19 protein-coding genes are annotated in these 18,908 nt (G+C 68.3%); 12 read left to right on the top strand and 7 right to left on the bottom strand.

Going from position 1 to position 18,908, the window contains the following annotated elements; all coding sequences use genetic code 11:
* Window positions 1-9 precede the first annotated feature (9 nt).
* Genes iscU through fdx form a run of 6 tightly spaced genes read left to right on the top strand, consistent with a single transcriptional unit; the run spans window position 10 to window position 4,004 of the window.
* Complete coding sequence (iscU, locus tag AB7U92_RS02660; protein ID WP_428574460.1) at window positions 10-414, top strand: Fe-S cluster assembly scaffold IscU; 405 nt, start codon at window positions 10-12, stop codon at window positions 412-414.
* A 5-nt stretch (window positions 415-419) separates the two neighbouring features.
* Window positions 420-743: an iron-sulfur cluster assembly protein IscA gene (gene iscA, locus AB7U92_RS02655; RefSeq protein WP_428574458.1), complete on the top strand. Its 324-nt coding sequence runs from the start codon at window positions 420-422 to the stop codon at window positions 741-743.
* A gap of 52 nt (window positions 744-795) precedes the next feature.
* The gene (locus AB7U92_RS02650; protein ID WP_428574456.1) at window positions 796-1,287 is read left to right on the top strand and encodes a GNAT family N-acetyltransferase; all 492 of its coding nucleotides are present in this window, start codon (window positions 796-798) and stop codon (window positions 1,285-1,287) included.
* Entirely contained in the window at window positions 1,284-1,802 is a 519-nt protein-coding gene (gene hscB, locus AB7U92_RS02645; protein ID WP_428574454.1) for a Fe-S protein assembly co-chaperone HscB, read from the top strand. The genes AB7U92_RS02650 and hscB overlap by 4 nt, the downstream gene beginning before the upstream one ends.
* A 4-nt stretch (window positions 1,803-1,806) precedes the next feature.
* Complete coding sequence (gene hscA, locus AB7U92_RS02640; RefSeq protein ID WP_428574452.1) at window positions 1,807-3,663, top strand: Fe-S protein assembly chaperone HscA; 1,857 nt, start codon at window positions 1,807-1,809, stop codon at window positions 3,661-3,663.
* A gap of 2 nt (window positions 3,664-3,665) precedes the next feature.
* The gene (gene fdx / locus AB7U92_RS02635) at window positions 3,666-4,004 is read left to right on the top strand and encodes an ISC system 2Fe-2S type ferredoxin (protein WP_428574450.1); all 339 of its coding nucleotides are present in this window, start codon (window positions 3,666-3,668) and stop codon (window positions 4,002-4,004) included.
* A 120-nt stretch (window positions 4,005-4,124) separates the two neighbouring features.
* On the opposite strand, the gene AB7U92_RS02630 is transcribed toward fdx, so the two are convergent.
* The 7 genes from AB7U92_RS02630 to AB7U92_RS02600 all read right to left on the bottom strand — a co-directional run bounded on the left by AB7U92_RS02630 (window position 4,125) and on the right by AB7U92_RS02600 (window position 12,016).
* Complete coding sequence (locus tag AB7U92_RS02630) at window positions 4,125-6,005, bottom strand: ABC transporter ATP-binding protein (RefSeq protein WP_428574448.1); 1,881 nt, start codon at window positions 6,003-6,005, stop codon at window positions 4,125-4,127.
* A gap of 12 nt (window positions 6,006-6,017) precedes the next feature.
* A complete protein-coding gene (locus AB7U92_RS02625; RefSeq protein ID WP_428574446.1) occupies window positions 6,018-6,983 on the bottom strand; it encodes an ABC transporter permease in 966 nt (321 codons plus the stop codon).
* A gap of 21 nt (window positions 6,984-7,004) precedes the next feature.
* Window positions 7,005-8,381 (bottom strand): CmpA/NrtA family ABC transporter substrate-binding protein, encoded by a 1,377-nt coding sequence (locus tag AB7U92_RS02620; RefSeq protein WP_428574444.1) that lies wholly within the window; start codon window positions 8,379-8,381, stop codon window positions 7,005-7,007.
* Window positions 8,382-8,421: 40 nt separating this feature from the next.
* A complete protein-coding gene (locus AB7U92_RS02615; RefSeq protein WP_428574442.1) occupies window positions 8,422-9,615 on the bottom strand; it encodes a CmpA/NrtA family ABC transporter substrate-binding protein in 1,194 nt (397 codons plus the stop codon).
* 292 nt (window positions 9,616-9,907) lie between these two features.
* Window positions 9,908-10,537 (bottom strand): ANTAR domain-containing response regulator, encoded by a 630-nt coding sequence (locus tag AB7U92_RS02610; protein WP_428574440.1) that lies wholly within the window; start codon window positions 10,535-10,537, stop codon window positions 9,908-9,910.
* Between the two features lie 39 nt (window positions 10,538-10,576).
* Complete coding sequence (locus AB7U92_RS02605) at window positions 10,577-10,870, bottom strand: hypothetical protein (protein ID WP_428574438.1); 294 nt, start codon at window positions 10,868-10,870, stop codon at window positions 10,577-10,579.
* Between the two features lie 435 nt (window positions 10,871-11,305).
* Entirely contained in the window at window positions 11,306-12,016 is a 711-nt protein-coding gene (locus tag AB7U92_RS02600) for a helix-turn-helix transcriptional regulator (RefSeq protein ID WP_428574436.1), read from the bottom strand.
* A gap of 187 nt (window positions 12,017-12,203) precedes the next feature.
* On the opposite strand from AB7U92_RS02600, the gene AB7U92_RS02595 reads away from it, so the two are divergent.
* The 6 genes from AB7U92_RS02595 (at window position 12,204) to pnp (ending at window position 18,818) form a co-directional block, all read left to right on the top strand.
* Window positions 12,204-12,503, top strand: a complete 300-nt coding sequence (locus tag AB7U92_RS02595; protein WP_428574434.1) for a hypothetical protein — start codon at window positions 12,204-12,206, stop codon at window positions 12,501-12,503.
* A 30-nt stretch (window positions 12,504-12,533) separates the two neighbouring features.
* Complete coding sequence (gene tsaD / locus AB7U92_RS02590) at window positions 12,534-13,580, top strand: tRNA (adenosine(37)-N6)-threonylcarbamoyltransferase complex transferase subunit TsaD (protein ID WP_428574432.1); 1,047 nt, start codon at window positions 12,534-12,536, stop codon at window positions 13,578-13,580.
* A gap of 42 nt (window positions 13,581-13,622) precedes the next feature.
* Window positions 13,623-14,903: a branched-chain amino acid ABC transporter substrate-binding protein gene (locus AB7U92_RS02585; protein ID WP_428574430.1), complete on the top strand. Its 1,281-nt coding sequence runs from the start codon at window positions 13,623-13,625 to the stop codon at window positions 14,901-14,903.
* Window positions 14,904-14,905: 2 nt separating this feature from the next.
* Window positions 14,906-16,060 (top strand): pyridoxal phosphate-dependent aminotransferase, encoded by a 1,155-nt coding sequence (locus AB7U92_RS02580; RefSeq protein WP_428574428.1) that lies wholly within the window; start codon window positions 14,906-14,908, stop codon window positions 16,058-16,060.
* 140 nt (window positions 16,061-16,200) lie between these two features.
* Window positions 16,201-16,464 carry a 30S ribosomal protein S15 gene (gene rpsO, locus AB7U92_RS02575; RefSeq protein WP_428574426.1) on the top strand — a complete coding sequence of 88 codons (264 nt, stop codon included), beginning with the start codon at window positions 16,201-16,203 and terminating at the stop codon, window positions 16,462-16,464.
* A gap of 206 nt (window positions 16,465-16,670) precedes the next feature.
* Window positions 16,671-18,818 (top strand): polyribonucleotide nucleotidyltransferase, encoded by a 2,148-nt coding sequence (pnp, locus tag AB7U92_RS02570; RefSeq protein ID WP_428574424.1) that lies wholly within the window; start codon window positions 16,671-16,673, stop codon window positions 18,816-18,818.
* Window positions 18,819-18,908: the final 90 nt, after the last annotated feature.

Genomic DNA, 18,908 nt, shown 5'->3' with positions numbered 1-18,908 from the left:
AGCAGCACCATGGCATACAGCGAAAAGGTCGTCGACCACTACGAGAATCCGCGCAACGTCGGCTCCTTCGAGAAGGGTGACGAGACGGTGGGCACCGGCATGGTCGGCGCGCCGGCCTGCGGCGACGTGATGAAGCTGCAGATCAAGGTCAATCCGGCCACCGGCCTGATCGAGGACGCGAAGTTCAAGACCTACGGCTGCGGCTCGGCGATCGCGTCGAGTTCGCTGGTCACCGAATGGGTCAAGGGCAAGTCGCTCGACGAGGCGCTGACGATCAAGAACACGCAGATCGCCGAGGAACTGGCTCTGCCGCCGGTGAAGATCCACTGCTCGATCCTCGCCGAGGATGCAATCAAGGCGGCGGTGAACGACTACAAGGCGAAGTCGGGGCAGGCCGCCCCTCAGGCCCAGTGAGCGACATGGCCGTCACCCTGACCGAACGCGCCGCCAAGCACGTGACGCGCTACATCGCCAAGCGCGGCAAGGGCATCGGCGTGCGCCTGGGCGTGAAGACCACCGGTTGCTCCGGCCTGGCCTACAAGCTCGAATACGCCGACGAACTGGCGCCGGAGGACATCGTCTTCGAGGGCCACGGCGTCAAGGTGCTGGTCGACCCGAAGAGCCTGCCCTACATCGACGGCACCGAACTCGACTTCGTGCGCGAAGGCCTGAACGAAGGCTTCAAGTTCCACAACCCGCGCGAGAAGGACCGCTGCGGCTGCGGCGAGTCGTTCCGCGTCTGAGTCGCCCATCCGCCTTGCCCCGGCGCGGCCTGGAGCCGCGCTTTTTGTTTCCATGACCGCTGCCGAAGATCTGCTGATCCGCGACGAACGGCCCGACCAGGCCGAGGTGCGCGAGATGCTGGGCCAACTCGATCGCTACCTGGAGTCGCTGTACGACCCCGAGCACAACCACATCCTGGATGTGCAGGCGCTGCTCGAGCCCGGTTTGCGCTTCCTGGTGGCGCGGCGCGAAGGGCGCGTGGTGGGCTGCGGGGCCGTGCGCCTCATGCCCGGCGAGGCGGACACGGCCGGCGAGCGCTACGGTGAGATCAAGCGCATGTTCGTGCTGCCCGCATGCCGCGGCCAGCGAGTCGGCGAGAAGCTGTTGCTGGAGCTCGAGGCCGGGCTGAAGCGCGAGCAGGTGCGCATGTCGCTGCTCGAGACCGGCGAATCGCAGCCCGAGGCGCTGCGCCTGTACGAGCGCCACGGCTACGTGCGGCGCGCGCCTTTCGGCGGCTACGAAGACAACGGCACCAGCCTGTTCTACGAGAAGCGGCTCGCATGAAGCTCGACGACGACGACTTCTCGCTGTTCGGCCTGCCACGCCGCTTCGCGCAGGAGCGCGCCGAACTCGATGCGCGCTGGCGAAGCCTGCAGGCCGAAGTCCACCCCGACCGCTTCGCCGCCGAGGGCGCCGCGGCACAGCGCGTGGCGCTGCAGTGGGCGGTGCGCGTCAACGAGGCCTACCAGCGCCTGAAGGATCCGCTCAAGCGCGCGGCCTACCTGTGCGAGCTTGCCGGGCAGCGCATCGACGCCGAGAACAACACCGCGATGCCGGGAGCCTTCCTGATGCAGCAGATGGCGTGGCGCGAAGCGCTCGACGAGGCAGGCACGGTTGCGCAGGTCGAGGCGCTGGCCGAGCAGGTGGCAGCGCACCGCCGCGAGGCGCTGGCCGCGCTGGGCGAGGTCATCGATGCGCGTGCCGACATGGCCGTGGCCGCGCAGCAGGTCAGAGCCCTCATGTTCGTCGAGCGCTTTGCCGCGGACGTCGATCGTCGCCTCGAGGCACTGGGACAATAGCGCCATGGCCCTGCTCCAGATCTCCGAACCGGGCGGCACGCCCGACCCGCACCAGCGCCGCATCGCCGTGGGCATCGACCTCGGCACCACGCACTCGCTGGTGGCCGCGGTGCGCCACGGCGTGGCCGAGTGTCTGCCCGACGAACACGGCAAGGTGATCCTGCCCTCGGCGGTGCGCTACCTGCCGCGCGGCGACCGTCAGATCGGCGCGGCGGCGCTCGCCGATGCCGCACTCGACCCGCGCAACACGATCGTCTCGGTCAAGCGCTTCATGGGCCGCGGCCTCGCGGATGTCGCCCAGCGCGAGAAGCTGCCCTACGACTTCGTCGATGCGCCGGGCATGCTGAAGATCCGCACCGTCGACGGCGAGAAGTCGCCGGTCGAGGTGTCGGCCGAGATCCTCGCCACGCTGCGCCAGCGCGCCGAGGACAGCTTCGACGACGAACTCTTCGGCGCGGTGATCACCGTGCCGGCCTACTTCGACGATGCCCAGCGCCAGGCCACCAAGGATGCCGCGCAGCTCGCCGGCCTGAACGTGCTGCGGCTGATCAGCGAGCCCACCGCCGCGGCGATCGCCTACGGCCTGGAGCACGGCGCCGAAGGGCTGTACGCCGTCTACGACCTGGGCGGCGGCACCTTCGACATCTCGCTGCTGCGCCTGTCCGCCGGCGTGTTCGAGGTGATCGCCACCGGTGGCGACTCGGCCCTCGGCGGCGACGACTTCGACGCGATGCTGGCCGCCCATGCGCTGGAGCGCGCCGGCCTCGACGCCGCGACGCCGGAAGACAAGCGCGCCGTGCTCGCCGCAGCCCGGGCTGCCAAGGAAAAGCTCTCGTCGGCCGACCATGCCACGCTGGCCTGCCCGCTGTCGGGCGGCGAACTGTCGGTGCGTGTCACGCGCGACGAATTCGTCGCGCTGACCGAGCCGCTGGTGGCACGCACGCTGGCGGCCGTGCGCAAGGTGCTGCGCGACGCCAAGGTCGGCAAGGACGAGGTCAAGGGCGTGGTGATGGTCGGCGGTTCGACGCGCATGCCGCGCGTGCAGCAGGCCGTGGGCGAACTGTTCGGAACGACGCCCCTGACCAACCTGAACCCCGACGAGGTGGTGGCCCTGGGCGCGGCCATCCAGGCCCACGCGCTGGCCGGCAACGCCGGCGCCGATGAACTGCTGCTGCTCGACGTCATCCCGCTGTCGCTCGGGCTGGAGACGATGGGCGGCCTGGTCGAGCGCATCATCCCGCGCAACAGCACCATCCCGACCGCCCGCGCGCAGGACTTCACCACCTTCAAGGACGGCCAGACCGCACTCGCGATCCATGTGGTGCAGGGCGAGCGCGAGCTGGTATCCGAATGCCGCTCGCTGGCGCGCTTCGAGTTGCGCGGCATACCGCCGATGGTCGCCGGCGCGGCGCGCATCCGCGTGACCTTCCAGGTCGACGCCGACGGCCTGCTCAGCGTCAGCGCACGCGAGGAGCACTCCGGCGTGCAGTCGGCCATCACCGTCAAGCCGAGCTATGGCCTGGCCGACGAGGACATCGCGCGCATGCTCAGCGAAGGCTTCTCCACCGCCGAAGCCGACATGCGCGAGCGCAGCCTGCGCGAGTCGCGCGTCGAGGCCGAGCGACTGCTGCTGGCCACGCGGGCGGCGCTGGCGGCCGACGGTGACCTGCTCGACGCCGCGCAGCGCGGTGCCATCGAGGCGCAACTCGCCGCGGTGGAACGCGCGCGTGAAGGCACCGACCACCACCTGATCGACGACGCCGTCGAGGCCCTGGCCCAGTCCACCGAAGCATTCGCCGCCGAGCGCATGAACCGGGGCATCCGCCAGGCCCTGTCCGGCCGGCGCGTCGAAGAGATCTGAACATGCCCATCATCCGCATCCTGCCGCACCCCGAGTACTGCCCCCAAGGCGCCGAGATCGAGGCGCCGGCGGGCACTTCGCTGTGCGAGGCCATGCTCGAGCACGACATCGAGATCGAGCACGCCTGCGAGATGAGCTGCGCCTGCACCACCTGCCACGTGGTGGTGCGCGAGGGCTTCGCCTCGCTGGGCGAGATGGACGAGAGCGAGGAAGACCTGCTCGACCGCGCCTGGGGCCTGGAGCCCACGTCGCGGCTGTCGTGCCAGGCGATCCTCTCCAACCAGGATGTGACGGTCGAGATCCCGAAGTACTCGATCAACCACGCCAAGGAGAAGCACTGAAAAAGGGCGCCCCCGGGCCGTGAGGCGCGGGGGCGGGTGGAAAGGGCAGGGCCCTGCTGAGGAGACAGCGACGGTTGCTCTGCCAACCGTCGCCAGACACGTAGCAATGGCCGTGCCAGATCAGTGCTGGCGGCCGCAGTCCTCGAGGAATCCGATGAGTTCCTCGCGGAGTTCGTAGTAGCGCGGATGGGCCAGCAACGCCTCCCGAGTCCGCGGGCGAGGCAGCGGCACTTCCATCACACGGCCGATCCTGGCCCGCGGACCGTTGGTCATCATGACCACCCGGTCGGCCAGCAGGATCGCCTCGTCGACGTCGTGGGTCACCATCACGGCCGTGACCTGGCTGCGAGACCAGACCTCCATCAGCACCTCCTGCAGGTCCCAGCGCGTCAGCGAATCCAGCATCCCGAAGGGTTCGTCCAGCAGCAGCAGCTTCGGGTTCAAGGCGAATGCGCGGGCGATGCCGACCCGCTGCTTCATGCCGTTCGAGAGCTCGGAGGCCCGCTTGTTCATCGCGCTGCCCAGGCCGACACGGGACAGGTAGTACGCCACGGTGTCGTGCCGCTCGGCGCGCGACGCATGCGGGAACACACGCTCCACGCCCAGCATCACGTTCTCGTAGGCGCTCAGCCAGGGCACCAGGCTCGGGGCCTGGAACACGAGGCCACGGTCGGGGCCTGCACCGGCGACCTCGCGCTGGTCGAGCACGATCACGCCTTCGCTGACGTCCGTCAGCCCGGCCACCATCGACAGCACCGTGGACTTGCCGCAGCCCGAGTGGCCGATCAGGGAGATGAACTCGCCACGGCGGATCTTGAAGTCGAAGCCGTCGACGACCGTCTGTGGACCGTTGGCGCTCGGGTACACCTTGACGACCTGGGAGAACTCGACGAAGCGATCGTCCGCACGGGTGCTGGCGACAGTCGAACCGGAGATCGACGGTGCCGCCGGCGTTGCCGCAGCGTCGATCTCGATGGCCTCCGCCTGGGCCGCATGGCGCAAACCCATGACCGAGGCCAGCGTCGGCGTGCGCGTCGAGCCGATGTCCCGCGGGGTCAGCGTGGGCAGCGGAATCACGCGCGCACCCTGGCTGGCATCACGCTGGTGCGCCAACCCGATCAGGTGCTGCGTGATCGCCCCACGGAGTTCCTGGAACCGGGCGTCGTGGTTCATGGCGCGCCGGTCGCGCGGCCGCTGGATGTCCACCGTGAACGACGGGCCCAGCTTGGCCCGCGGGCCGGTCTCGAGCGGGATGATGCGGTCCGCCACCATCAGCGCCTCGTCGACGTCGTTGGTGATGAGCAGGACTGTCTTCCGATCCTCGTTCCAGATGCGGACGATTTCGTCCTGCAGGTTGGCGCGGGTCAGCGCGTCGAGAGCCGACAGCGGCTCGTCCATCAGCAGCACGTCGGGGTCGGTGGCCAGCGCCCGCGCCACCGCCACGCGCTGTCGCATGCCGCCGGAAAGCTGCGCAGGCTTCTTGTCGATGGCCGCGCTGAGGCCGACCATCGACACGTAGCGCTTGACGCGCTCGGCGCGTTCGGCCCGGCCTTCCGAGGCGAAGACGCGGTCGACCGCCAGCGCGACGTTCTCGCGCACGCTCAGCCAGGGCATCAGCGAGTAGCTCTGGAACACGATGCCGCGGTCGGGCCCGGGTGCAGTGATCGGCTGTCCGTCCTTGAGCACCTCGCCGATGTCGGCCTCGATGAGGCCGGCCAGCAGACTGACCAGCGTCGTCTTGCCGCTGCCCGAGAAGCCGACGATGGCAACGAATTCGCCGCGCTCGACGCGCAGATCCAGCCCGGCCAGGACCTCGCTGCGGCTGGTGCCGCTGCCGTACGACTTGTGCACGTTGCGGAGTTCGAGCGCGGCCGTGGCGGCGGCGGGATGCAGCGTGACTCCGCCGTGGGGCGCGGCCATCGGGTGGGCGGGGGCGGCGTGAGGGGTGCCGTCGGATGCGGTGCGCGGCACCGGACGCGGGGCGGCCATGGCGAGGCTCATGTCGGCTCCTCCTCAGCGGCGCGTGAAGACGTTCTGCAGCACCAGCATCAGCCGGTCGAGCGCGAAGCCGATCAGGCCGATGGTGAAGACCGCGACCATGATCCGGCTCAGCGAGTCGGAGCTGCCGTTCTGGAACTCGTCCCAGACGAACTTGCCGAGGCCCGGGTTCTGCGCCAGCATCTCCGCCGCAATCAGCACCATCCAGCCCACGCCGAGCGACAGGCGCATGCCGGTGAAGATGAAGGGCAGCGCGGACGGCAGGATGATCTTGCGCACCCGTGTGCCCAGCGGCAATTGCAGCACCTTGCCGACGTTGACGAGGTCGCGATCGACCGACGTCACGCCGACGGCGGTATTGATCAGTGTGGTCCACAGCGAGCACAGCGTCACCGTGATCGCCGAGATCAGGAACGACTTCTCGAACATCGGCTTGCCGGAGGTGACGTAGACCGCGCTGACGATCAGCGTCACGATGGGCAGCCAGGCCAGTGGCGACACCGGGCGGAAGATCTGCACGATCGGATTGATCGCCGCCTGGAACACGCGCGACGAGCCGGCCAGGATGCCCAGCGGCACGGCAACCAGCGTGGCCAGCAGGAAACCGGTGAACACCGTCTTCAGGCTGGTGAGGATCTGGTCGATGTAGGTCGGCTTGCCGGTCCAGGCGAACTGGCGCGGCTGGGCATTCGGGTCCTCCGCCAGGCGCTGCCGGTTGCGCTCTTCCTGGCGCGCGTAGAACGCCGCGCGCTTCTCGCGCTCCGCCAGGTGGTCGGACCACAGTGCGCTGGCCTGCTCCATCACCTGGGCCGGGCCAGGCACGGCGCCCAGGCTGGTCTCGATGCGCGGCGCGAGCGCTGCCCACAGAGCCAGAAAGACGACGAGCGCCAGAGCCGGCACGCCGGCCGACATGGCCAGCGAGCGGGCCAGTTCGCGCGGATCGCGGCGCAGGGCGCCCAAGGGCTTCAACGAGAGCTGCATGCGTTTCTCCTGGCTGGCCGATCAGACCGCGTCGTTGGCCTTCAGGCCGATCTTGAACTTGTTGAGGTACTCGTTCGGCTTGCGGCCGTCGTAGACGATGCCGTCGATGAAGCCATCCTGCGGCCCCTTGAAGCCATCGGTCTTCATCGGGAAGTCGGCCTCCTTGGCCTTGCCCTCGGAGATCAAGGCCTTGGCTGCCTGCAGGTACACGTCCGGGCGGTACACCTTCCTGGCGACATCGAGGTACCAGCTGTCGGGCTTCGTCTCGGTGATCTGACCCCAGCGGCGCATCTGCGTGAGGTACCAGATGGCGTCGCTGTAGAAGGGGTAGGTCGCGTGGTATCTGAAGAACACGTTGAAGTCGGGCAGCGGACGCTTGTCGCCCTTCTCGTACTCGAAGGTGCCGGTCATGCTGTTGCCGATCACGGCCGCATCCGCGCCCACGTAGTTCGGCTTGGCGAGCATCTTCACGGCCTCGATGCGGTTGGCCATGCTCGCGTCGAGCCACATGCAGGCGCGGATCAGCGCCTTGACCACGGCAATGTGGGTCCGCGGGTTCTTGTCGGCCCAGGCCCTGGTCACGCCGAACACCTTCTCGGGGTTGTTCTTCCAGATCTCGAGATCGGTGATCACGGGGACACCGACGCCCTTGAAGACGGCTTGCTGGTTCCACGGCTCGCCGACGCAGTAGCCGTTGATGGTCCCGGCTTCCATCGTCGCGGGCATCTGCGGCGGCGGCGTCACCGACAGCAGAACGTCGGCGTTTTTCGTGCCGGTGACGTCGCCCGAGGTGTAGTAACCAGGGTGCAGACCGCCGGCGGCGAGCCAGTAGCGCAGCTCGTAGTTGTGCGTGGAGACCGGGAAGACCTTGCCCATCTTGAACGGCTTGCCCTGGCCTTTCCACTTGTCGACGACCTTCTTCAGCGCATCGGCCTTGACCGGGCGCTTGATCCTTCCGCCCTCGGTCGGCAGCAGCGGCTTCAGTTCCTCCCAGACGGCATTCGAGACGGTGATGCCGTTGCCGTTGAGGTCCATGCTGAAGGCGGTGACGATGTCCGCCTTGGTGCCGAAGCCGATCGTGGCGCCCAGGGGCTGTCCGGCCAGCATGTGAGCGCCGTCGAGCTGCCCGTCGATCACCCGGTCGAGCAGGACCTTCCAGTTGGCCTGGGCCTCGAGCGTCACGTTCAGGCCTTCGTCCTCGAAGAACTGCTTCTCGTAGGCGACAACGAGCGGCGCACAGTCGGTCAGCTTGATGAAGCCGAACTTCAGCACCTCTTTCTCCGGCGGCGCCGACTTCTGCGCGCGGGCGGCCGGCAGGCCAAGGGCCGAGGTGCCGAGCACGGCGGTCGTGCCGGCAATGAAGCGGCGACGTTGGATGGACGGCGAGGACTTGGACATGATGACTCCTTGGAGAGGCGGGAAGAAGGGTGTCGAGCGGTCAGGCAGTGAACGGCGCGGGTTCGGTCGTCCGGATGTCGAAGGCATCTGCGTAGGCGGCGGGATTGCGCCCATCCCAAGCCACCCCGTCGATCAGACGGCTGGTGCGCAAAGGAGAGTCGGGCACGGGTATGCCGAGCGAAAGTGCCACGTCGCGATAAAGATCAATGCGGTGGAGTCGCGACGCGATGGCGAAATAGTCGGGGTGCTCTCGCAGCAGCCCCCAGCGGCGATATTGGGTGAGGAACCACATGCCGTCGCTCAGGTACGGGAAGTTGACTTCTCCGTCGGCGAAGAAGCGCAGTGCATGACGATCGATCCAGGTGCGGCCGAGTCCGTCGTCGTACTGGCCAAGCATGCGAGGGAGGATGGCTCTGGCCGGTGTATTGACGTACGCAGGGCGTGACAGGATCTCTGCCGCGAGCGTGCGGTTGGCTTCGCCCTCATCCAGCCAGCGGCTTGCCCGGAGCACGGCCAGCATGACCGAGCGAACCACCTCCGGGTGAGCCGCGGCAAAGTCAGAGGTCGTCCCCAGAACCTTTTCGGGGTGGTCGGGCCACACATCCTGCGAGCTCGCAGCATGAAAGCCGATTCCGTCCAGGATGGCGCGTTGGTTCCAGGGCTCCCCGGCGCTGAAGCCGTCGACATTGCCGGCTCGCATGTGCGCGACCATCTGCGGTGGCGGCACCGTGACGGCCTGCACATCGCGCAGAGGATGGATCCCGGCGGACGCGAGCCAGTAGTACAGCCACATCGCGTGCGTGCCTGTCGGGAAGGTTTGCGCAAAGGTATGGGTTCGGTTCTTGGCCGCCACCAGCTTTGCCAGCGACGCTGCATCCGTGACCCCCTGCTCGGCCAGGCGGCGCGAAAGGGTGATGCCCTGGCCGTTCTGATTGAGCGTCATCAACACGGCCATGGGCTTGCGCGGGCTGCCCAGGCCCAGCTCGACGCCATAGATCAGGCCATACAGGGCCTGCGCCATGTCCAACTCGCCACTCACCAGCTTGTCTCGGACGCCGGCCCAGGACGCTTCTCGTGTGGGGACGATCTTCACGCCGTGCTGGAGATCGAAACCGAGTTCGGCAGCGAGCACGATGGACGCGCAGTCCGTCAGCGGCATGAAGCCGACGCGGACCCGCGGTATGCCGTCGGTCTGCAACGACGCCGGTCGTGCGCGGTCTTCCTGGGAAGCCATGTCCATCCTTTCTCGAGCCCCGCAAGGACTGCCGTGGGCTTCGGGCGAAAAAAAACGTCCGCGCGGATGGCGACATGGAGTCACCAAACGCGAGGACGTCGTTGTCACGAGCATTTCTGGCGTCGTACCAGGTGATGCCCGCAAGGCGGTCTTCGTTGACCTGCCGTGCACTGCAGCAAGCCGCATGCCAGCGAAATCGAGCCTGCGAAGCTCGATCGGGCTGCAGTTCAGGGCATGGCTTCCCTCGTCGCAGCACAGAGCGCACGACTATGGTGCGCTGCGTCGTGATGCGTCAAAGCAGGTCAGCCACGTCGACGATGCGCTGTGCCACCTCGGCGAGCTTCATGCCGCGATCCATGGCCGTCTTGCGCAGGCGTGCGTAGGCCTGGTCCTCGGTCAGCGAGTGACGGGCCATCAGGATGCCCTTGGCGCGGTCGATGGTCTTGCGCTCGCTGAGCTGCGTGCGTGCCTCGGCGAGCTCACGTCGCAGCGATTCCTCGTGCTGGAAGCGCGCCATCGCCACCTCGAGCACTGGCCGGATGCGCTCGGGCGCCAGGCCGGCCACCACATAGGCCGACACGCCGGCAGCGATGGCGGCGCCGACCTGGCTGGTGTCGTCGTCGTTGGTGAACAGCACGATCGGGCGCCGCTCGTCGCGCGTGGCCATCACCACGTGTTCGAGGGTGTCGCGCGCCTGGCTCTCGGCGTCGACGATGATCATGTCGGGCGCGATCTGCGACAGCCGCTCCGGCAGGAAGGGATCGGCCGGCAGTACGGCCACGATGTTGTAGTCACTCTCAAGCAACCCGATGCGCAGGCTGCGAGCGCGTTCCAGTTCCCTCTCGGACTGCATGTCGGAGAGATCGCGGTCCGGCTCTTCCGGGGCGACGATGACGATGCGAAGCGGGCGGGACGGGGACATGCCCGGCCCGTGCAACATTCAAGCCAAGCGGGGCCGGATTCAGGCGCGGCGGGCGCCGCGCGGGCTGAGAAGGCGGGCGCGTCGAACCCAGTCGCGCAGCGGCCGCAGCGAGATTGGCCAGTGCAGCCGAGGCGTTTCACGCGAGATCAGCAGCCCGCGCGTCGCCAGTGCATCGAGAAAACCGAGCACGACCGACTTCGACAGGCCGCTGCGCGCGCACAGTTCCGGCACGCTCATGTGCCGCTGCGACATGTCGCTGAGCATGCGGCGATAGGCGGTGCGCTGATGCTGCGGGCCGAGGTCCGGCCAGGCGCTGAGGCGGTACTCTTTCATGAGCCAACGACGGGGGGGCGGGTGGAGTGCCGATGCGTGCCGGCACGGTGAGCTTGCAGCGTAGGCCGACCTTCGGGCTGGCGCCAGGGCGAAGTCCCCGTTTTCAGCGTTTCTCCGACAGCCTCTTGGTAACGAGATGAAGGCACGGCCCCAAAACCAAACGGGCGCCGACATGCGGCGCCCGTCCGGGTGATGCGAAGTGATCAGCAGAAGAAGCGAATCACCAACGGCCTCGCTTGCGGCGCGGCGTGGGCAACGGCCGCTTACCAGCCGACGCGGGGGATGCTCAGCGAATCAGCGATGACGATGCGGCTCATGGAAGTCTCCCGTTAGGTACGCCGACTGGCGCGGTACGGGAGAAATTCTGAGCAAGCGTGATGTAGTTGGCTAGCTACAAACGCTTGTAGGGATGGCGCATCGGCGCCCGCGCTGATCTCAGATCAGCCCGTGGCGCATCGCCACCAGCACCGCCTGGTGCTTGGAGGTGGTGTTGAGCTTGCGCTGGATGTTGCGCAGGTGGAAGTTCACCGTGTGCTCGCTGATGCCGAGGATCTGCCCGGCCACCCAGGCCGACTTGCCGTCGCGGGTGAGCCGCAGGATGTCGAGTTCGCGCGGCGTGAGGTGGGGCGAATCGAGCTCGGTGTCCGGTGGCACCAGCAGGCGTTGCGCCGCATCCTGGGCGTGCACGGCGAGGAACTGCAGGTCGGCCAGCATGCGGGTGAGCTGTTCGTCCTCGCGCGGCAGCGCTTCCTCGCGGTTCACGCCGAGCAGGAAGTGCCTGTGCCCCGGCAGGTGCAGCGCTACCGCGATGCCGGTGCGATAACCATGGGCTGCCTGCTGCTCCCACAGGTCAGCGGCGCCTTCGTCGACGTAGAGGTCCTGGTCGTAGATGAAGGGAACGCTCAGCGACTTCAGGCGCCGTATCACCGGATCACGCTTCACGTCGCTGGCGTTGTGCGACGCTTCCCTGAAAGACTCCGGCGTGTTGCCCACGCTGACGACGATCGGATCCTGGCCCGGCGCGGCGCTCACCAGCACCGCCGTGGCGATGCCGAAGTCCAGCTCGTGGGCAAAGCAGATGAGGCGGCGCTCGAACGTCTCCACGTCGCACGACTGGCTGACATCGAGGAACCGTTGAAGTCTCATGGACGGACGCGATTGCTACCAGGGTTGACAGCTTGAGGGATGCACTCCGGCGGACGACACTGCGGATGTTCCAACAGAAGACGAACGCATTATGACGATACCTGCTTGGAAAATCGTGACGTGGCCCACGGTTCCGACGCCATTGGATGACTGGCAGCAATCCGTGCGGCGCTTGCGTCACCTCGGCATGTCGGTGCACGTGGACGACTCGGACAAGCCGCTGCGTTACGGGCAGCTGCTGTGGGGGTTCGAGACGCACGACTCGATGCTCGGCATCGCGTGGGACTGGCGCGAGGTGATGCCCGACGTGGTGGCCATCGCCGACCCGCTGTCCATCGTGTCCAACGCCTGCTTCGTCGACGAGGAAGGCGTGGCCGTCGACGACGCGGTTCGCATGCTGTGCCTGAACACCGCCGTCTACCAGCTGCCTTGGCAGACGGCCGTGTGCGCTGCCAAGCGCAAGATGAGGGCGTCCGCGCTGGCCTAGGGCCGTCGTCGTGCGCCGTAGACTCGGCGCATGAACATCCTCGGCATCGAATCGTCGTGCGACGAGACCGGCGTGGCGCTGGTCGAGTCGCGCGGCGAGGGCACTCCGGCGTTGCTGGCGCATGCGCTGCACACGCAGATCGACATGCACCAGGCCTACGGCGGCGTGGTGCCCGAGCTGGCCTCGCGTGACCACATCCGGCGCGTCGTGCCGCTGGTGCGCCAGGTGATGGCTGCGGCGGGTCGCACGCTGCAGGACGTCGACGTCGTCGCGTATACGCAGGGCCCGGGCCTTGCCGGCGCCTTGCTGGTGGGCGCGGGCGTGGCCTGCGCGCTGGCGGCGTCGCTGGACCGGCCGACGTTGCCCATTCACCACCTCGAAGGGCACCTGCTGTCACCGTTCCTGTCGGCCGACCCGCCCGAGTTCCCGTTCGTCGCGCTGCTGGTCTCCGGTGGCCACACGCAGCTGATGCGCGTCGATGGCGTGGCGCAGTACGAATTGCTCGGCGAGACCATCGACGACGCCGCCGGCGAAGCGTTCGACAAGTCGGCCAAGCTGATGGGCCTCGGCTATCCCGGCGGCCCGGCGCTGGCGCGGCTGGCGGAGTTCGGCGACGCGTCGACCTTCGACTTGCCGCGACCGCTGCTGCACAGCGGCGATCTCGACTTCTCCTTCGCCGGCTTGAAGACGGCGGTGCGCACGCGTCTGGCCGGGCTCGGCGCCAACGTCTGCCAGCAGGACCTGGCCCACCTCGCGGCGTCGACCCAACAGGCGATCGTCGACGTGCTGGTGCGCAAGTCGGTCAATGCGCTGAAGCAGACCGGGCTCGATCGGCTCGTCGTGGCCGGCGGCGTGGGTGCCAATGCGTCGTTGCGCCGGCAGTTGAACGAGGCCTGTGCGAAACGGCGCGTGCGGGTGCACTACCCGGAGCTCGCGCTGTGCACCGACAACGGCGCGATGATCGCGCTGGCTGCCGCACTGCGCCTTCAGTCCGGCGCGCAGGCGGCGACGCGCGACTTCGCCTTCGGCGTGAAGCCGCGCTGGCCGCTGGCCGACGTGGTGCGGCACGCCGCCTAGAATCCGCGGCCTTTCGCGGTTCGACCGCACTCCCCGTCTCTGATGATCCGACTCTTCGCTCGCGCCGTCATGGCGCTCGCGGCGGCTGCCTTGTCGGCGCCGCTCCTGGCCCAGCCGGGCACCGCCACGCCGATCCCGCTCGCCTTGATCGAGGGTCTGTCAGGCCCCTTCGCCAATGCCGGCGAGGCTGTCCACCGAAACCTGCTGTTCGCCGTCGAGCGCGTGAACCGGCGCGGCGGCGTGCGTCTGCCCGGTGGTGCGCGGCCGCTCGAACTCGTGCGCTTCGACGGCAAGGGCAGCGGCGAGGAATCGCTGGCCATGCTGCGTTCGGCGCTGGACCGGCGCGTCGCCTTCGTCACCCAGGGCAACAGTTCGGCGGTAGCGGCCGCGCTGGTCGAGGCGCTGAACAAGCACAACCAGCGCAGCCCCGATGCGCGCGCGCTGCTGCTGAACTACTCGGCCGTCGACCCGGTGCTGACGAACGAGCGGTGCAGCTTCTGGCACTTCCGCTTCGATGCTCACGCCGACATGCGCCTGGCTGCGCTGGTCGCGGTGCTGCGCGCCGATGGGGCGGTGAAGAAGGTCTACCTGATCGGGCAGGACTACAGCTTCGGTCAGCACGTGCGCCGCGAGGCGCGAGCGCGCATCGCCGCGGCGCGGCCCGACGTGCAGATCGTCGGTGACGAGCTGCACCCCATGGGTCGCGTGAAGGACTTCCTGCCCTATGCGATGAAGGTCAAGGCCAGCGGGGCGCAGGCGCTGCTCACCGGCAACTGGGGCAACGACCTCACGCTGCTGGTCAAGGCGCTGCGCGAGGTCGGCGTCGAGGCGCGCATCTACAGCTTCTACGGCAACGCGCTCGGCGCGCCGGCGGCGATCGGCGAGGCCGGAGTCGGCCGTGTGCTCGCCGTGTCGGAATGGCATCCGAACGTCGACACGCCGGCCTCGCGTGACTTCCACGCCGCGTTTCGAGCGCGCTTCCCGAAGCCCGACGAGGACTACCAGCACGCCCGCATGCAGGTGATGGTCGAGCTGCTGGTGGCGGCGATCGAGCGCGCCGGCAGCACCGAAGCGGGCGCCGTGGCGCGCGCGATGGAGGGCCTGCGCTACGACGGCTCCACGCTCGGCGGCCTGCACGCCGGATGGATGCGCGCCGACGATCACCAGTTCATCCAGCCGCTGGTCGTCAGCGTGATGGACCGGCTCGGTGCGCCCGGCGTGCGCGTCGACAATGAGGGCTCCGGCTACGGCTTCCGCACGGTGCGGGCCTTCGAGGCACGCGCCACCGAACCGCCGCACACCTGCACGATGGAGCGCCCCTGACCATGATCCGACCCGTGATCGCCGAACTGCCCGGCTCGAAGATCCGCGAGGTGGCCAACGCCGGCCTCGGCCGCAGCGACGTGCTCGCCTTCTGGTTCGGCGAGAGCGACGAGGTGACGCCCGCCTTCGTGCGCGAGGCTGCGGTGGCCTCGCTCGCTGCCGGTGAGACGTTCTATTCGCACAACCTGGGCCTGCCCGAACTGCGCGAGGCGCTGGCCGGCTACACCACCGCGTTGCACGGGCCGGTGGGGCCGGAGCGCATCGCCGTCACCTCCTCCGGCGTGAACGCGCTGATGCTGGCGATGCAGGCGCTGGCCGGCGCGGGCGATGAAGTGGTGGCGGTGGTGCCGGTGTGGCCCAACCTCACCGCGCAGCCGCAGATCCTCGGGGCGCAGGTGCGGCGCGTGCCGCTCAAGGTGGAGCGGGGCGCGTGGCGCCTCGACCTGCCGGCGCTTCTCGAGGCGGTGACCGAGCGCACCCGCGTGCTGCTCGTCAATGCGCCCAACAACCCGACCGGCTGGACGCTGGAGCGCGCCGAGCAGCAAGCGCTGCTCGAGCACTGCCGCCGCACCGGCACTTGGATCGTGGCCGACGAGGTCTACGAGCGGCTGTACTACCGCGAGGGCGCGCGCTGCGCGCCCAGCTTCCTCGACATCGCCACGCCGGAAGACCGGCTGGTGGTCGTGCACAGCTTCTCCAAGAGCTTCCTGATGACCGGCTGGCGGCTGGGCTGGCTGGTGGGGCCGGCGCGCCTGATCGAGGCGATGGGCAAGCTGATCGAGTTCAACACCTCCTGCGCGCCGGTGTTCGTGCAGCGCGCCGGGCTGGCGGGGCTGGCGCAGGCCGAGAGCTTCGTGCCCGGCCTGATGGTCCGGCTGAAGCACTGCCGCGACACCCTGCTGCCGGCGCTGGCGGCGCTGCCCGGCGTCAGCGTGGCGGTGCCCGACGGCGGCATGTACGCCTTCTTCCGAGTGGCCGGGCAGGACGATTCGGCGGCCTTCGCCAAGCGGCTGGTTGCCGAAGCCGGCCTGGGGCTGGCGCCGGGCGCCGCCTTCGGGCCGGAGGCCGAGGGCTGGCTGCGCTGGTGCTTCGCCTCGCGCGATCCGGCACGTCTCACGGAAGGGGTGGGGCGGCTCGCCCGTGCGCTCGGGCTATAATCCGCAGGTTTTGCGTCCGCTCGAGGGCGCGAACAGGCACGGCACCGGTCGGTTTCACCGGTGTCCGCAAGTGAAACCGGAAACCGCGGCGGTGCACCAGCCCACGGTGCGCGCTCGGTTTCCCCACAGAGGAAACTCGAATGACCGCCATCAACAAGGCCGAGATCGTCAAGGCCAATGCCCGCAGCGCCAACGACACCGGCTCCCCGGAAGTGCAGGTCGCGCTGCTGACCGCGCGCATCAACGAACTGACGCCGCACTTCAAGACCCACGCCAAGGACCACCACGGCCGCCGCGGCCTGCTCAAGCTGGTCAACCAGCGCAAGAGCCTGCTCGCGTACCTGAAGGGCCGCGACGCCGACCGCTACACGGCGCTGATCGCCAAGCTGGGCCTGCGCAAGTAAGCACGGCATGAATTCGAGGAGCCTGTCTGGAATCCGCCAGTACAGGCTCTTCGCGTTTGGAGTCCGGCAGCCATCGATGACGATGTGTCATTCCACCGACGCTGCGCCGAGCAGTCTCGCTGGAATGGCATCGCGCCAGGATGCCGACGCTCCGGGAATCCGGCGGCCCCTGTAGTGCCGTCCGCCAACAGAGATTGGAGAACCCAATGAGCATGTTCAACAAAGTCACCAAGACCTTCCAGTGGGGCCAGCACACCGTCACGATGGAGACGGGCGAGATCGCTCGCCAGTCCAGCGGCGCCGTGCTGGTGAGCGTCGAGGACACCGTGATCCTCGCCACCGTGGTCGCGAAGACCGAGGCCAAGCCGGGCCAGGACTTCTTTCCTCTGACGGTCGACTACGTCGAGAAGACCTACGCCGCCGGCAAGATCCCGGGCAGCTTCTTCAAGCGTGAAGGCCGCCCGAGCGAACTCGAGACGCTGACCTCGCGCCTGATCGACCGCCCGCTGCGCCCGCTGTTCCCGGATGGCTTCTTCAATGAAGTCCAGGTCATCATCCACGTGCTGTCGCTCAACCCCGAGATCTCGGCCGACATTCCCTCGATGATCGGTGCCAGCGCGGCGCTGGCGATCTCCGGCATTCCGTTCAACGGCCCGATCGGCGCGGCGCGCGTCGGCTACATCGACGGCCAGTACGTGCTGAACCCGGGCAAGACCCAGCTGCTCGACTCGAAGATGGACCTCGTCGTCGCCGGCACCGAAGCCGCCGTGCTGATGGTCGAGAGCGAGGCCCAGCAACTCTCCGAAGAGATCATGCTCGGCGGCGTGGTGTTCGGCCACGAGCAGGGCAACATCGCGATCAACGCGATCCACGAACTGGTGCGCGACGCTGGCAAGCCGGCCTGGGACTGGAAGGCTCCCGCCAAGGACGAGGCGTTCATCGCCAAGATCAACACGCTGGCCGAGTCGAAGCTGGCCGCGGCCTATCAGATCCGCTCCAAGCAGGCGCGCACGCAAGCCTGCCGCGAAGCCTACGCCGCGGTGATCGGCACGCTGGTGGAAGAGGGCGTGGAGTTCGACAAGGTCAAGGTCGAGACGCTGCTGTTCGAGATCGAGGCCCGCATCGTGCGCAGCCAGATTCTCGCCGGCGAGCCGCGCATCGACGGCCGCGACACCCGCACCGTGCGCCCGATCGAGATCCGCAACAGCGTGCTGCCCCGCGTGCACGGCTCGGCGCTGTTCACCCGCGGCGAGACGCAGGCGCTGGTGGCCGCCACGCTCGGCACCGACCGCGACAGCCAGAAGATCGACGCGCTGGCCGGCGAGTTCAGCGAGCACTTCATGCTGCACTACAACATGCCCCCGTTCGCCACCGGCGAGACGGGCCGCGTGGGCAGCCCGAAGCGCCGCGAGATCGGCCACGGCCGCCTGGCCAAGCGCGCGCTGGTGGCCGTGCTGCCGGATCGCGCCGAGTTCCCGTACTCGATGCGCGTGGTCTCGGAGATCACCGAGTCGAACGGTTCCTCGTCGATGGCCTCGGTGTGCGGCGGCTGCCTGGCGCTGATGGACGCCGGCGTGCCGATGAAGGCCCACGTGGCTGGCATCGCGATGGGCCTGATCAAGGAAGGCAATCGCTTCGCCGTGCTGACCGACATCCTCGGCGACGAGGATCACCTCGGCGACATGGACTTCAAGGTGGCCGGCACCACCGCCGGCGTGACCGCCCTGCAGATGGACATCAAGATCCAGGGCATCACCAAGGAGATCATGCAGGTGGCGCTGGCGCAGGCCAAGGAAGCCCGCATGCACATCCTCGGCAAGATGGTCGAGGCCATGGGCGGCGCGAAGACCGAGGTCTCGCAGTTCGCTCCGCGCCTGTACACCATGAAGATCAACCCGGAGAAGATCCGCGACGTGATCGGCAAGGGCGGCGCCACCATCCGCGCGCTGACCGAGGAGACCGGCACGACGATCGACATCGCCGAGGACGGCACCATCACCATCGCCTCGACCGACGCCGAGAAGGCCGCTTTCGCCAAGAAGCGCATCGAGGAAATCACGGCCGAGGTCGAAGTCGGCAAGATCTACGAGGGCCCGGTCACCAAGATCCTCGATTTCGGTGCGCTGGTGAACCTGCTGCCGGGCAAGGACGGCCTGCTGCACATCAGCCAGATCGCGCACCAGCGCGTCGAGAAGGTCACCGACTTCCTCAAGGAAGGCCAGATCGTCAAGGTCAAGGTGCTCGAGACCGACGAGAAGGGCCGCGTCAAGCTGTCGATGAAGGCGCTGCTCGAGCGCGAGCCGCAGGCAGCGGCTCCGGCGGCGCCGGCCGCCGAGGAGCGCGGCGAGGGCTGATGCGCGCATGAAGGCGATCGCCATCGACCGTCCCGGCGCCCCCGAGGTGCTGCAGCTCGTGGAACGGCCCGACCCGGTGGCCGGGCCGGG

This window comes from Piscinibacter sp., assembly GCF_050175855.1.
Lineage (GTDB): Bacteria > Pseudomonadota > Gammaproteobacteria > Burkholderiales > Burkholderiaceae_C > Piscinibacter.
This window is presented reverse-complemented; position numbering and strand designations above follow the sequence as displayed.